13 protein-coding genes and 1 pseudogene are annotated in these 12,409 nt (G+C 40.5%); 4 read left to right on the forward strand and 10 right to left on the reverse strand.

Going from position 1 to position 12,409, the window contains the following annotated elements; all coding sequences use genetic code 11:
* From BJP37_RS39795 to BJP37_RS39800, 8 genes are all read right to left on the reverse strand, one after another.
* Positions 1-208, reverse strand: a 208-nt coding sequence (locus BJP37_RS39795; RefSeq protein ID WP_158069716.1) for a hypothetical protein, incomplete at its 3' end; no start/stop codon positions are given.
* Entirely contained in the window at positions 198-518 is a 321-nt protein-coding gene (locus BJP37_RS22450) for a HigA family addiction module antitoxin (RefSeq protein WP_075902100.1), read from the reverse strand. The genes BJP37_RS39795 and BJP37_RS22450, both read right to left, overlap by 11 nt.
* Before the next feature lie 81 nt (positions 519-599).
* Complete coding sequence (locus tag BJP37_RS22455) at positions 600-2,027, reverse strand: hypothetical protein (protein ID WP_075902102.1); 1,428 nt, start codon at positions 2,025-2,027, stop codon at positions 600-602.
* Positions 2,028-2,093: 66 nt separating this feature from the next.
* Positions 2,094-2,450 (reverse strand): hypothetical protein, encoded by a 357-nt coding sequence (locus tag BJP37_RS22460; protein WP_075902104.1) that lies wholly within the window; start codon positions 2,448-2,450, stop codon positions 2,094-2,096.
* Positions 2,451-2,454: 4 nt separating this feature from the next.
* The gene (locus tag BJP37_RS42795; RefSeq protein WP_229415415.1) at positions 2,455-3,684 is read right to left on the reverse strand and encodes a CHAT domain-containing protein; all 1,230 of its coding nucleotides are present in this window, start codon (positions 3,682-3,684) and stop codon (positions 2,455-2,457) included.
* Between the two features lie 137 nt (positions 3,685-3,821).
* Positions 3,822-5,477, reverse strand: a complete 1,656-nt coding sequence (locus BJP37_RS42800; RefSeq protein ID WP_075902108.1) for a tetratricopeptide repeat protein — start codon at positions 5,475-5,477, stop codon at positions 3,822-3,824.
* A gap of 1 nt (position 5,478) precedes the next feature.
* Positions 5,479-6,804 (reverse strand): P-loop NTPase fold protein, encoded by a 1,326-nt coding sequence (locus BJP37_RS22475; RefSeq protein ID WP_075902110.1) that lies wholly within the window; start codon positions 6,802-6,804, stop codon positions 5,479-5,481.
* Positions 6,805-6,832: 28 nt separating this feature from the next.
* The gene (locus BJP37_RS39800) at positions 6,833-6,970 is read right to left on the reverse strand and encodes a hypothetical protein (protein ID WP_158069717.1); all 138 of its coding nucleotides are present in this window, start codon (positions 6,968-6,970) and stop codon (positions 6,833-6,835) included.
* Between the two features lie 1,267 nt (positions 6,971-8,237).
* Between BJP37_RS39800 and BJP37_RS22480 the strand changes: the two genes are divergently transcribed.
* Complete coding sequence (locus BJP37_RS22480) at positions 8,238-8,591, forward strand: DUF433 domain-containing protein (protein WP_075902112.1); 354 nt, start codon at positions 8,238-8,240, stop codon at positions 8,589-8,591.
* Complete coding sequence (locus tag BJP37_RS22485) at positions 8,566-8,937, forward strand: DUF5615 family PIN-like protein (protein WP_075902114.1); 372 nt, start codon at positions 8,566-8,568, stop codon at positions 8,935-8,937. The genes BJP37_RS22480 and BJP37_RS22485 overlap by 26 nt, the downstream gene beginning before the upstream one ends.
* Before the next feature lie 79 nt (positions 8,938-9,016).
* On the opposite strand, the pseudogene BJP37_RS45150 reads toward BJP37_RS22485, so the two are convergent.
* Positions 9,017-9,247 (reverse strand): annotated as a pseudogene (locus BJP37_RS45150) (type II toxin-antitoxin system Phd/YefM family antitoxin).
* Between the two features lie 440 nt (positions 9,248-9,687).
* Here BJP37_RS45150 and BJP37_RS22500 point away from each other — a divergent pair.
* Positions 9,688-10,551 (forward strand): SWIM zinc finger family protein, encoded by an 864-nt coding sequence (locus BJP37_RS22500; RefSeq protein ID WP_075902116.1) that lies wholly within the window; start codon positions 9,688-9,690, stop codon positions 10,549-10,551.
* Between the two features lie 38 nt (positions 10,552-10,589).
* On the opposite strand, the gene BJP37_RS22505 is transcribed toward BJP37_RS22500, so the two are convergent.
* Positions 10,590-11,207 (reverse strand): class I SAM-dependent methyltransferase, encoded by a 618-nt coding sequence (locus BJP37_RS22505; RefSeq protein WP_075902118.1) that lies wholly within the window; start codon positions 11,205-11,207, stop codon positions 10,590-10,592.
* Positions 11,208-11,409: 202 nt separating this feature from the next.
* On the opposite strand from BJP37_RS22505, the gene BJP37_RS22510 reads away from it, so the two are divergent.
* Positions 11,410-12,009: a rhomboid family intramembrane serine protease gene (locus tag BJP37_RS22510; RefSeq protein ID WP_075902120.1), complete on the forward strand. Its 600-nt coding sequence runs from the start codon at positions 11,410-11,412 to the stop codon at positions 12,007-12,009.
* The last annotated feature ends 400 nt before the right edge of the window (positions 12,010-12,409 follow it).

A 12,409-nucleotide genomic window follows, 5' to 3' on the forward strand; every position in this document is an offset into this window, starting at 1 on the left:
CGAGTGGGGGAAACCACGCCAGTTGCTCATGGGGGAGACCCCCAAGACCGCACTGGCTCCCCAAGACCGCGCTGCATCGCTTCCACACCTGATGCCCATTCCACACCTGATGCCCCTTCCACCAAGATGCCCGTAAGCTGATAGCTGACAGCTGTTCGCGTAGCGTGCGCGTAGCGCTTAAGCTGACAGCTGATAGCTTACGCTTCATGGTCATTTGCCGCAATAGAAGCGAGGGGCTTGATCGTTTTCAAAATCTGATCAGCTAGGGTTGCTTCGGCTAGTTCAAGCTCATAATGTTGCTGGAGGTTTAACCAAAATTGGGGAGTAGTACCGAAGTATCTGGCTAGCCTCAGGGCTGTATCAGTAGTAATGGTTTTTTTGCCGTTTACTATGGCATTAATCTGTGTTACCGGTACATGGATATCCTTAGCCAGTTGATTCTGGCTGATGCGGAATGGTTTCATAAATTCTTCTAGAAGAATGTCACCGGGAGTAATAGGGGGAAGTTTTGTAGTCATTAGTGATAATCCACAATCTCAACATCATAGGCATCTCCATTTTCCTACTCCCTACTCCCTACTCGCTGTTCCCTTTAGTAATCATTTTGATCTCAAATTGATAATTCCATTTAAAATTAACGCAGCGATCACACCAAATGCAACATGAACTAGCACAAAAACACCAGTGTAAAGCATACAAGGTATAAAACCAGCGGTGGGGCAATCTAAGGATTGTTTTGGGTATAGTTGGGTGATAATAGACTCTACCGGTTTAGCAGCGGTTTGGGAAGAAATACCACTGACCGCTAAACCAGTACCCACCAGGGCAATCCAACGTTCTAATCTTTTCTCCCGTTCTGCTTGTTCAATTTCTACTCGGGCTCGGATAGCACTAAGGGCTTGTTCTAGTAGTGCAGCACCATTGCCAAAATAGCCCAAATCTGATTGGATTTGTTCTTGAAAGAGGCGGCAATCATTGAAAAAGGTTTCTAAAAAACTCAAGTCATCTTGGGGAAGTTTGCTGGAGATATCCGTCAGTTCTCGCTTATAGTTTTCAGCATTAATAGTAATTGTCACGCGATAATGGTCTAAGTCTCGGAGTAAGCGAGAGTAGTCTAATGCCTTTTGGGAAACTGATTTGATCTCCTCCTTGAATTTATTTAACTCTCCTTGACTCAAGCTTTGACTAGCTGGCCAGTTTTGAAACGTTGTGTCAAAATACTGTTCAATGTTTTGATATTCCGTTTTAATTACCTGATAAACCTGACGATTAAGCTGATAAGCACGGATGACTTTATTTCGATAACAAAATAGGTTAATAAAATTGGAATAGTAATCGATAAACTTATCACTGGCTTCTGGTTCCCAAAAAATCCAAACCAGTATGTGACAATATTTTTCCGGTTGACTAGGAACTCCGTATTCAAAAATCGGACTGCCGAATAATTCCCCTTCTTGATTGAAGGTAGGACAGGGCATTTGAGCGGGAATGAAGGCTCGCAAACACTCGTCAGCCAGTTGTCTTAATTCCTGGCGATTTTGCAGTAATTTCCAGGGAACCCAGCGTTTTTGTTCTGTATACCAAACTGTTAAGAGCAACGTTTGACCAAGGGAACTGCCGATTTGCTCAGGCATCAAGCAGCCTGCTGGGTTCAATTTTTCTAGAAAGCTGGAGGGGACGGGTTGGGTGCGTTGGATCTGATTTTGCTCTAGTTCAGGACGGCGGAGGTTTAGGGCTAAGGCATAGGTATCTTGAATTCTTACAGGAGTTGCTACTCCGGTAACAGCCAGGGAAGTATTATCTAGGATAACGTTATTCCCAAAGTGGAAAGCCACATCATCAGTAGTTTTATCCTTGAGCAGGTCTACTCGATATCCTGACTGTTCTTCAATTTCAAGCTGCTTAGTCACTCCAAATTTTTGAGAGATAATCTCGTTGGATTTATCCCAGAGTAAGGTAGTTTGCTGACTAGTTTTTAGATGAAAGGCAAATAAATGAACATTAGGGGCATAGACTTTAGAGGTCATTGGTATTGTTTTGATTAGATTCAGACTTTAGCAATCCGTGTAGGAATTTTAAAAATTCTCTACTACCTACTTCCTGTTCCCTGTTCCCTGTTCCCCGTTCCCTTTACTATTACTATTGAGTTTATCCTTCACTTGCTCGCGCAGTTCCTGAAACCAATTCTCAAGGCGATCGGGGTGAATAGGTTCAGTGGGAGGAACTTTGCCAAGCTCCGCCCTGTAAATTTCCTCAAATTCTATGAGTTTATCCCTAATTGTAAGCCGTGCCTTGAACCAATTTATCAGAATTTCCTCAACATTTTCTGGTGGGTTACTCTGCAAACGGGCTAAGGTCTGATCTAAGTCCTGTAAGTCTTCCGTAAAAAAAACTTCTGGTTTGCTGTCCAGAAAGTAAGGAAATACTAGCAGTATGGGGTCAGAAATCATGATGTTACTCTCCAATTACACAGAATGGTGTCCAATAGTAGGGCTTTTTAAACGGTTGCTGATGGGGATTAAACCAACGTAGTTTTTGTTCAATCTTGTTCATCAAAGAGTTTTCTAAAGGTAACTGCCTACTCCAGGCTAGCAACTTAGACTGGGTGCTATCCCGCAGCCAGAATTGGGCTTGATTAAGGGCAACTGCTAAGGACATCTGCTCTCGCAGATTCTGATCAAATAGATTCTGATAAAATTTAATCATCAACAACGCTGTCGATAAATCGTCTACCTTCGATAGGCTACTAACTACCGCTGGACTACCCGCAACTAGGAAACAACTGGTTAAATTAAAGTAGTCGCCGCTGCTTTTGGATGGCATTAATCCCGTTTCGCAAGCAGAAAGGGTGACAAGGCGACATTGTTCTAATTCTAGCCCAGAGACTGTATTTGTGGGGAAACACTTATCTAGGTCAATGACTTTACCGTTATCCAAAACTACATGTTGTTCTTGATTGAGTTCAGCAGGGGTAGGGCTGAGGTAGGCATCTGCCAGGATCAGGGCAGACTTACGTGGTTCTTGGAAGTTAAAGTAACCGTGACAGCTAAAATGGACACAGTGGTAAGTATTGAGAGGTTTGCTATCTATGGCGGCTTTGGTGGCAGCTTTTCCCACGAGAACCTCTGTATCTGGTGGTTGATTGAAGTAGTGTTTGATGGTTTCTACTTCAATGTCGGTGCAAGGTAAGTTACCAGTGGGGTTTTGAACAGCAAACAGGTGGGTAAAGTTAGGGCGTTTTCTGGTTTGAGCAAGTTGGAGTAGTTTAAGAGTAGGGGCGTAACTTACCCCTGCGGGAAAACGATCCATTAGAATTTCAGATTTAGCTTTCTCCTGCTGACTTGTGATAGGCAAGGCGTGAAGCGGGAACCAATGTAAATCCCCATAGGGGATTAAAATTAACCTATCGCACTCTGGGGGTATTTGCTGAATGATTTCATCAATGTGCAGAATTTGCGCCAGCAAATGTAGACGGGTAGCTAGGCGACGTTTCCAATGGTCTTTATTGGTTTTGTAAGCTCTTAAATATCCATGAACCCATTTTTCAAATTTGTTTAAGTCTTTTGGCTGAGACTGCCAAACTATAGGCTTCTGGGTTTTGTAGGTGATAAAAGTGACCAACTTATCCCGTGTAATGTAAAACTGCACAATGGCAGTCTGGTCATCAAATCTGAAAATGGTCAAGCTGGAATCCATAACTGAGAATTGAGTTGTGAGTGGTATTGCAATTCATTACGGTGCTGTCGCAATTATTAAAGAGGTTATCCTATAAATTTGGGATTGTCAGCTTTACCATGTTGGATTTGAGATTGTCCTGTAGCTTAATTTCTGTATGTTTTTAGTGGAGTGACAACATCTGCGGTAAAGATGGTGTTAAAGTCAGGGCTGAGGATTTGTTCAACTAAATTCCGGGCTTTGCTCCGTTCAACATATTCCATCGCTTCAGTGATATTATCTAATTCTAGACAAACTTCTACCATGTGCCTATAAACTTGGTTAAAGTATTCCACAGAAACTATTTCTTCCGGCAAAGATTCTACGGTGTCAATGGCAGACTTAAAGGTGGTGTAAGCTGAGGTAAACTGGTTAGTGTCTTGGTAAACCAGCCCTAGGTTGAATAAAATTTCTGCATGGTTTTGGGGAAATGCCTCCAATGTTGTTACTTTAAGAGCCTGTTGGAAACAAGCGATCGCTTTTTCTAAATTCTGTGCTTTTTTTTCTTTTATTCGGTAAAAGTAAGCAAGACCAAGATTGTTTTTATTCGTTGCCCATTGTTCGGGAAAATCTTCACGAGTTCGTACTTCTAAAGCTTTGGAATAACAACTAATAGCTTGCTCCAGATTGTCTCCTCTGTCTCCTTTAATTCTTTTAGTGTAAACAATAGCAATATTATTAAGAGTTGTTGCCCATTGTAAAGGTAAAGCTTCACGGGTTCTAACTTGTAAGGCAGATTGGTAACAAGCGATCGCTGTTTCTAAATTCTCAGCTTTGTCACCAACAAGACGATCTGTATAAACATTAGCAAGATTATGTAGAGTTTGCGCCCATTTTTGGGATAGAGTTTCCCGGGGACGTAATTGTAAAACAGTTTCTAATCCAGTAATGGCTATTTCTATAGCATTTGCATTTTTTCCTAAATTATATTGAGCAATATCAAGACAAAGACTTTCTACTATATCGGCAATTGCTTCTTTTTCATCAGGATTTAGTTCTGCACAAGTCTTAAGGAGCCACTGTTCTAAAATTTTGGCAAAAGAGCTATCTAACTTATCAGTATTATATTTAATAACATCATGAATAGCTTGTAAATCACCATCATTTTCATACTCTAGTAATAGTAGCTTTTTCAACAAATCATAATACTCGTCACTACTATGAACTATATCTTGAGATACGTCCTGTGGTTTTTGCTGGTCAATATCAGATTGAAGGGGAGTATAATATTGAAGCAAATCAATATCTCTATCTACAGGAAACTCGATTACTCCAGAACGCCAATCAAAAAAATCAGGAGCACGACGGACTAAATACTTTAACGTATATTTCCTAACGGTAAACACTAAGCAGCAATTAAAATTATCTCTAAATCGTTCCCGTTGCCAATTGAGATGACCTAATAAGCTGACTAAAGGCTCTCTTTGATAGGATTTTTTAGGGTTTTCAAGGGTACGTTTAATATAATCCTTTAAATCTAACGATTTTTCAATGCCACTAATCAATAAAATATCATTGATATTTTCGTTAACTTTTTCCTCAATCAAATCATATAAATTATAAATAGCATGGTCTAACTTTAAAACATCAACCGTTTGATCATTAATATCTTGTTTGATTTGTTCAAGTATAAATTTTTCTTGTACAGGACTACACCGTACAAATAAAATCCCAAACCCTTCACGCCAAGATAAATCGCGTTTTAACCTCAGATAGGATTCTTGTTCATCTGATCTAAATGTTGTTGAATTAGATGTAAGCATTTTATTTATTGATTAACTCACTAACTGCAGATTTAAACTCAGATGTCCCTTCAATTAAAGGATGAACATCATACCAACTTACCGAATTATATTCTGCATCAAACTCTCGATATTCCAAGAGACAACGACGGAATAGCAAACTACGATAGTATTCATCATTAGGGATAGTCTTGGAAAGAGAAACTTCGGCTAATTTTGGCCATTCTTTAGAACTAACCGCATTACGATAAGTGCTATCTCTGGCATCACTAACCGCCCGCCTAACTATTTTTGTAGTAATCGGAAAATCATCAATATAACGCATTACTGACTGCATTAATAGCATCAACTCTCGCACATGACCACCAGTCATTGAACATAACTCAATGCGACTATCTTGACTATCAAATATTTTTGTATCAATATCAATTGTAGGGTCAACTAAGTGAACTCTTTTTTCAATAATTTCTTTTAATTTATCTAATCCTTGTGAATAGGATTGGTTGTCACGGTTTTTTACCATAATCATTGGTAACACTTGAGGAGTAGCATAAATATTTCTTAATTCAGTCGCTTGACTGGAATAGGCTAAGGAAATTGGTACTGTATATACTACGTGACAATTCAACGCTGTTAATTGACTGCTATAATCAAGAAATATTTCCTCGTGACTTGTTCTGTTATTCCCTTTTTCCAGGGGGATGATTCTATCTAAGTCATCTGCTATCATAACTATTTTTAATTGGTCGTCAGGTAATTTATCTTGAGCATCTTTAAGAAATTCATTTAACGCTGTAATCAACGAGACACTATAATTATCAACCTGTTCTCTAATGGTTTTACGGGTACTAGGAATGCGTCTTAAGGTTGTAGTCAATTTGCTAAAAATCTGAATTTGAGCTTCAACCGTTAATTTTTCAAATTCTACCTCCGATAACGCCAAATCCTTTAATTCAGTCCACCGAGACTCTAACCAATTTAATAACGGATTAGGAGATGCATACTCTTTAAGATTATCCACAATATTACGAGTACAAGCTAACAGGATATCTGTATATTGAGTATCGATTTCATCAATATCCTCTGCCGTTACAGAAAAATAAACCACAAAGCAGCCATTCTTCTGCAAATAATCTTCCAGACGCAATAACTCCGTTGATTTACCCACACCCCGATGTCCAGTATAAAGTTGACAAGTCGGTTGATCTGAAAAGAGGATAATTTTACCAATTTCCCGGAAAATATTGTCATCGCCCCTGACTTCACTACAGTTTACATAAGCTGGATCGTTGGCTAATAAGGGATAAAATGGTTGAAATTTATTGTAGATTTTTTTGATTAAGCTCATGGGGGGTGATGTGTATAAAGGATTTTTTTTAGGGAGCAGGGAGCAGGGAGTAGGGAGTAGGGAGTAGGGAGTAGGGAGTAGGGAGTAGGGAGTAGGGAGTAGGGAGACTTTTGGCAACGTTACACAAGTTAATAAAATAACGCACCACCGGATAAAACCGTAACAATGAGATGCCCCCGATGGCAATTGCCCTATGGCTGGCTGGTAATGATCCTATTATAAAATAATATATTGCGGTTTTTAATTAGGTGAGGTTTTTAGGAAATAGGGAACAGGGAATACAGAACAGTGCGTAGGGTGGGCAAAATAATAGTATCTAGAGTTGTTAAAATAACCAAAGGCATTTTGCCCACCCTAAAAGCTGGTTAAGAGCAAAAAAGTACTAGTTCATTAGCAACAAGTACTAGTTAATGAAAAACTAGTACTCCTTAGGAAGAAACGGGTACCCATTTGTTACACAACAGTACTGACTTACAAGAAACGAGTACTAGTTAATGAGAAACTAGTACTCGTTTGTTATATATGGGTACCCCTTTGTTACACATTAGTACTGGTTTACCAGAAAATAGTACTGCTGTGTGAGAAATTAGTACTCGTTAGGAATAAATGGGTACTGGTGTGTTAGAAATGATTACCTGGTCTGGTCTATTGTTAACCCTTGAGCCTTATAGCGTTTCTAGGATTTATGAGGTACGCTTATCAACCTCAAAGTCCGCCTTATCAAGGGGGATTTAGGGGGATCTCTTTGTACCTCATGGCATAGAAACTTTTTATATAGCCCTATTGCTTACTCCCTGCTCCCTAAAAGCCCAGACGTTGTACCTAACAGCAATTGCAAACCGCCGTATTGATAATTGTGATCTTTTTGCCATCATGGAAGTAACTCCTATTTAGGTGGGAGGAAAACCGCGCTGGCGTTGGTTAATGGTTTTAACCAGCGCGGTTATTAGTCTTAGTCTCAATATCTATAGTATAGATAACTAATGAAAAAAATGCAAGGGATAATTTAAAATAATTACATTTATTTACAAATACTATTTATAGGAATTTAGGCATTAAAATTTGGATAAATTATGAGAGCCAATCAAGTCTAGTTTAGGACATATTTTTTTTACTTATAGCGTTTCTAGGACTCATGAGGTACACATTATTTTTCCCCTCTTACCTCTTCCTAACCCCTCCTGGGAGGGGTTAGGGGTGGGTTACTCTTCCCTGCTCCCTGCTCCCTGCTCCCTAAAAACCAGCAATTATCTCATAAGTCGTATAATTGCTATAATTATAACGAGCTAATAAGCTAATACAGCGTTTTCCATAACTAAGAGGTACACAGGATTTTTTACCTATTGCCTCTTGCCTATTGCCTCTTGCCTATTGCCTATTGCCTCTTGCCTCTTGCCTGCTCCCTACTCCCTGTTCCCTTTGTTATAAAATAAATGCAACTAAAAGACTATTTTGACTTCCTCAGTGTGGACGATATTCGGATAAAAGGCACAAGAATAGGAATAGAAACTATTCTCTATGATTATATCCATCGTGCCCGCACTCCTGAAGAAATTGCCGAAACCTATCCATCCCTAAATCTAGAACAGGTCTACGCTACTATTCTTTATTATCTACACAATAAAGAAATGGTGAGCCAATATGTTGCTGACTGGTTAGAGTGGAGTCACCAGCAACTGAAAGCACAGCAAATTAACCCCTCGACCTCTGCCCTGCGATTGCGGAAGTTGAGAGCAGAACGAAAAGTAATCAAAAAAGCTGATGACTCTCAACTATCTATTGGATGAAAATGTCAATCCTGCTTACAAAATCCAATTGACCCGGAATTCTCCTGATTTGGTGATGTGGATTGTTGGTGAACCGAATACTCCTGCAAGAGGAACGTTAGACCCCCAAATTCTGAAATGGTGTGACGAGTATGGTTTTGTGCTGGTAACAAATAATCGTAAATCTATGCCTACCCATTTAGCTGATTATATTGCAGAAGGGAATCACATACCAGGAATCTTTATTCTCAACACCAAGTTAAGTATGGGAGAAAATATTGATGAGCTGGTTTTTCTAGCTGAGGCATCTTTTGAAAACGAATATCAAGACCAAATTATTTATCTTCCACACAGTTATAGCGTTTAGCAAAGGTCTTTCGCCGATTGAGAAAGCTTATCTGGATATAGACTCCACCAAATCAACGCGCAAGTATCGAGAACAATTTTCACACTTCTCGCCATTCTTCTATTGTAGGAGTTGTTAAATCCTCAAAATACTTGACTTTACCGCGCATTTTTCCAAATAACTGTTCTGTTGAGGATAAATTACCGTATTTAGAAATTATCACCACTGGTTTGCCCCGATCAGTGACTACAATTTCTTACCCTTCTGACTCTACAAGCTGCAATAACTCCAGCAGTTTGCTTTTCAGTATACTTTTTGAAATTGTTTTCATTATGAAACTAGTAACGGAGTTAGGTAACACTAAAATTATATCACATTTACATGGTTTTTCATAGCTATCAGCTACACAGGATTTTTTACCTCTTACCTGTTCCCTATTCCCTGTTCCCTGTTCCCTAAAAAACCATAAATATGTACCTGGACAAAAATAAACCTCACTTCTTGATGCAAAGCGCGAGTGGGGGAAACCCCCTGTTCCGAAGCTGCATCGCTGTATTAACTTGTGTAAAGTTGCCAAAAATCGGTCTGCTCCCTGCTCCGTTCGCGCCCCGCGTTCGGAGCAGGGACTTCGGAACAGGGAAGAGCGAAAAAATACTGCTTACCTGATTAGACTACAAACAGCTATAGTGCTAATATAAGCATTTGTTGCCTACTCCCTACTCCCTACTCCCTACTCCCTACTCCCTACTCCCTGTTTTCTTTGCTATATAAATGACAAACTACGAAATCGAAACCCAAGAATGGTGGGTAGAACGTTGGAATGACTTACTCAATTCCTATCGCTTCAAAAAGCGTTTGGAACGGGGACGTATCTATGCCAAAGAAGGCAATATTCTTAGTATTGACTTTCTAGGACCACAAGTAGTCGCCAAAGTTCAAGGAACTGCTCCGGAGCCCTATGAATTAACCATTTCCATCGAACCCTTTACCGATGAAGACTGGAATTATGTGGTGCAAACCCTGGCAAGTAAAGCAATTTACTCAGCTCAGTTATTAGCAGGAGAAATGCCCCATAATATAGAAGAAGTATTTACTTCCAATGGTTTAAGTTTATTTCCCTTCACCCTCTCCGACGTTCGTTCCCGATGCAATTGCCCCGATCCCAAAAATCCTTGTAAGCATATCGCAGCAGTATACTATGAATTAGGCGATCGCTTCAGTGAAGACCCCTTTGTTTTGTTCCAGTTGCGGGGAAGCACCAAAGAACAAATCCTTGATGCCTTGCGTAAATTACGGAGTGGTCAAACAGAGGAAACTTCCGCCACAGAGCAGCCATCCTCAATCCCAAATCTCACGTCTGCTGATCAAAACCCTGATCAAAACAGGGAAGAGGGGGAATCAGCAATCGGCGATCCTGAAACCTCAGTCAATATTCAGCAATTTTGGCAATACGATCAGCCTCTCGATTCTTCCCTGGTGGTAATTGCACCACCAACAGATAGTGGAACCGTCCTTGATGTCTTAGGAACAATTCCTCTAGGAGCAGCTGACCCTCGTGTCATGCAGTATCTCAAAGGAATTTATCAGATAGTCAGCCAGCAAGCTGTAATTTCAGCATTAAATCGAGATAGTTAATAGCTGACTACTGACCGCTGACCACTGACCGCTTAATGCTAACAAGACTTCTGAGCAACACCCTTATACATATAGCCCATAATCTTAGGAAATTTTGGTTCATAAAACTCTTCTAACGTCAGAATCTGGAAGTGATTTTCAACCAGCTGTTTGATATTACGATTTAGATGACAGCCATCCGCAATAATCTTTTGTAAAGGGGTCAAGCGGTTTTGCCAAACCTGAACCTTAGACTCATCACTTATTCCATGCTCAATAAAAAAGAACTTTCCCCCTGGTTTTAGGACCCGATAAATTTCTTCTATAGCCTGATTTACTTTAGTAATACTGCACAATGTCCAGGTGCTAACTACACTATCGAAGCTATGGTCAGCCATCGGTAAACTTTCGCCATTCAGTACCCGAAAATCAACAGTAATTTCCGAGTCATGAATACGTTTTTTAGCTAATGATTCCATCCCATGATTAACATCAATAGTTGTAAGTTTTTGTAGGTGGTTGGGGTAATACCTTAAATTTAATCCTGTGCCAAAGCCAATTTCAAAGACTTCCCCAGACACCTCAGATAAAACCTCTTGACGATACTTGCTTAAGACCGGGTCAGACATAGCCCAGTCCATCAATCGGGGAAAAACCAACTCTGAATATACACTCATGATCCAATTACCTTGGGATAACCTTGAATTGGCACTCATGATCAATTATATATATAGCAAGTCTTAATTAGTTAAGTTACAAAGTACTGGGTTTTAGGGAGTAGGGAGTAGGGAACAGGGAATAGGTAAAAAATCCTGGAGAAACGCTATATAAATTATAGTAGTAAACATAAATATGAGCGTGCAGGCTACCGGGTGAAGTATGACAAGTATATTTGATTGGATTAATCAATTCCAAAATGCTTGGGGTGACAACTTCCAGGCGGTGGGTGATTTGGTTCTTTACGCCTGGATTATAAGTTTTGTCAATTTAGTCTTATGCGGGGGAGCACTGAACGACAAGTTTGGTATCCAACCCCGCACCTGGCTTGGGCTAGTTGGTATTTTGTTTTCACCCTTCTTGCACAAAGACTGGAAACACTTGATCGGAAACACTATTCCGTTCGCGCTCCTTGGCTGTTGGGTGTTGTTACGAGGAACGGATGATTTCTGGGTCGTGACCTTGGTGATAGTCTTGGTTGGTGGTTTGGCTGAATGGCTACTTGGTTCACCTAACACGGTCTCTTATGGCGCAAGCGGTCTAGTTTTTGGGTATGTAGCTTTTCTGATCGGACAGGGGTATTTAGAAGGTAACTCCCTGTTAGTCATAGGTTCTATCGCTATCGGTGGTGTCTATGGTTTTACACTCAGAGGTTTATTGCCTGGTGAAACAGGGATCTCCTGGCAAGGACATTTATTTGGCTTCCTAGCAGGTATGCTTGCAGCCAGCAATATGGATACGTTTCGGAATCTGTTTCTGTAAGCAAAGATGGGGCTAAAGCTTAAACCACTGTGGTCAGCTTACCCTTAATTGGGTGAATGGGTAGGGAGTCAGAGCAACTCTGGCTGGCAAACGGTGGGTACCACGAAAATCACCATCACTTCAGCTTGATTCTAGTGGGCTCCACCGGTCTCGGGATCTCGACCTCATGAATTTAGCCAGTTTTGAGCCTTATACCAAGTTGCGGTCAAAGGTATAACTTTCTCTTCCCCCAATCTCCCCATCTCTCCATTTCCCTCGGTGCGCTTTCCTTGTCTTGATGCAAAGCGCGAGTGGGGGAAACCACGCCAGTTGCTCATGGGGGAGACCCCCAAGACCGCACTGGCTCCCCAAGACCGCGCTGCATCGCTATTAACAAATATTTAACCCTTTTCTGCATAAC

Origin of the sequence: Moorena bouillonii PNG (genome assembly GCF_001942495.1) — a bacterium.
GTDB lineage: Bacteria > Cyanobacteriota > Cyanobacteriia > Cyanobacteriales > Coleofasciculaceae > Moorena > Moorena bouillonii.

Coding starts and splice junctions, on each gene's coding strand:
- BJP37_RS22475 (WP_075902110.1), bottom strand. CDS start 6,804: ATGAGCTTAATCAAAAAAATCTACAATAAATTTCAACCATTTTATCCC.
- BJP37_RS22510 (WP_075902120.1), top strand. CDS start 11,410: ATGACAAGTATATTTGATTGGATTAATCAATTCCAAAATGCTTGGGGT.
- BJP37_RS22505 (WP_075902118.1), bottom strand. CDS start 11,207: ATGAGTGTATATTCAGAGTTGGTTTTTCCCCGATTGATGGACTGGGCT.
- BJP37_RS22480 (WP_075902112.1), top strand. CDS start 8,238: ATGCAACTAAAAGACTATTTTGACTTCCTCAGTGTGGACGATATTCGG.
- BJP37_RS22485 (WP_075902114.1), top strand. CDS start 8,566: ATGACTCTCAACTATCTATTGGATGAAAATGTCAATCCTGCTTACAAA.
- BJP37_RS22500 (WP_075902116.1), top strand. CDS start 9,688: ATGACAAACTACGAAATCGAAACCCAAGAATGGTGGGTAGAACGTTGG.
- BJP37_RS22460 (WP_075902104.1), bottom strand. CDS start 2,450: ATGATTTCTGACCCCATACTGCTAGTATTTCCTTACTTTCTGGACAGC.
- BJP37_RS42800 (WP_075902108.1), bottom strand. CDS start 5,477: ATGCTTACATCTAATTCAACAACATTTAGATCAGATGAACAAGAATCC.
- BJP37_RS22455 (WP_075902102.1), bottom strand. CDS start 2,027: ATGACCTCTAAAGTCTATGCCCCTAATGTTCATTTATTTGCCTTTCAT.
- BJP37_RS22450 (WP_075902100.1), bottom strand. CDS start 518: ATGACTACAAAACTTCCCCCTATTACTCCCGGTGACATTCTTCTAGAA.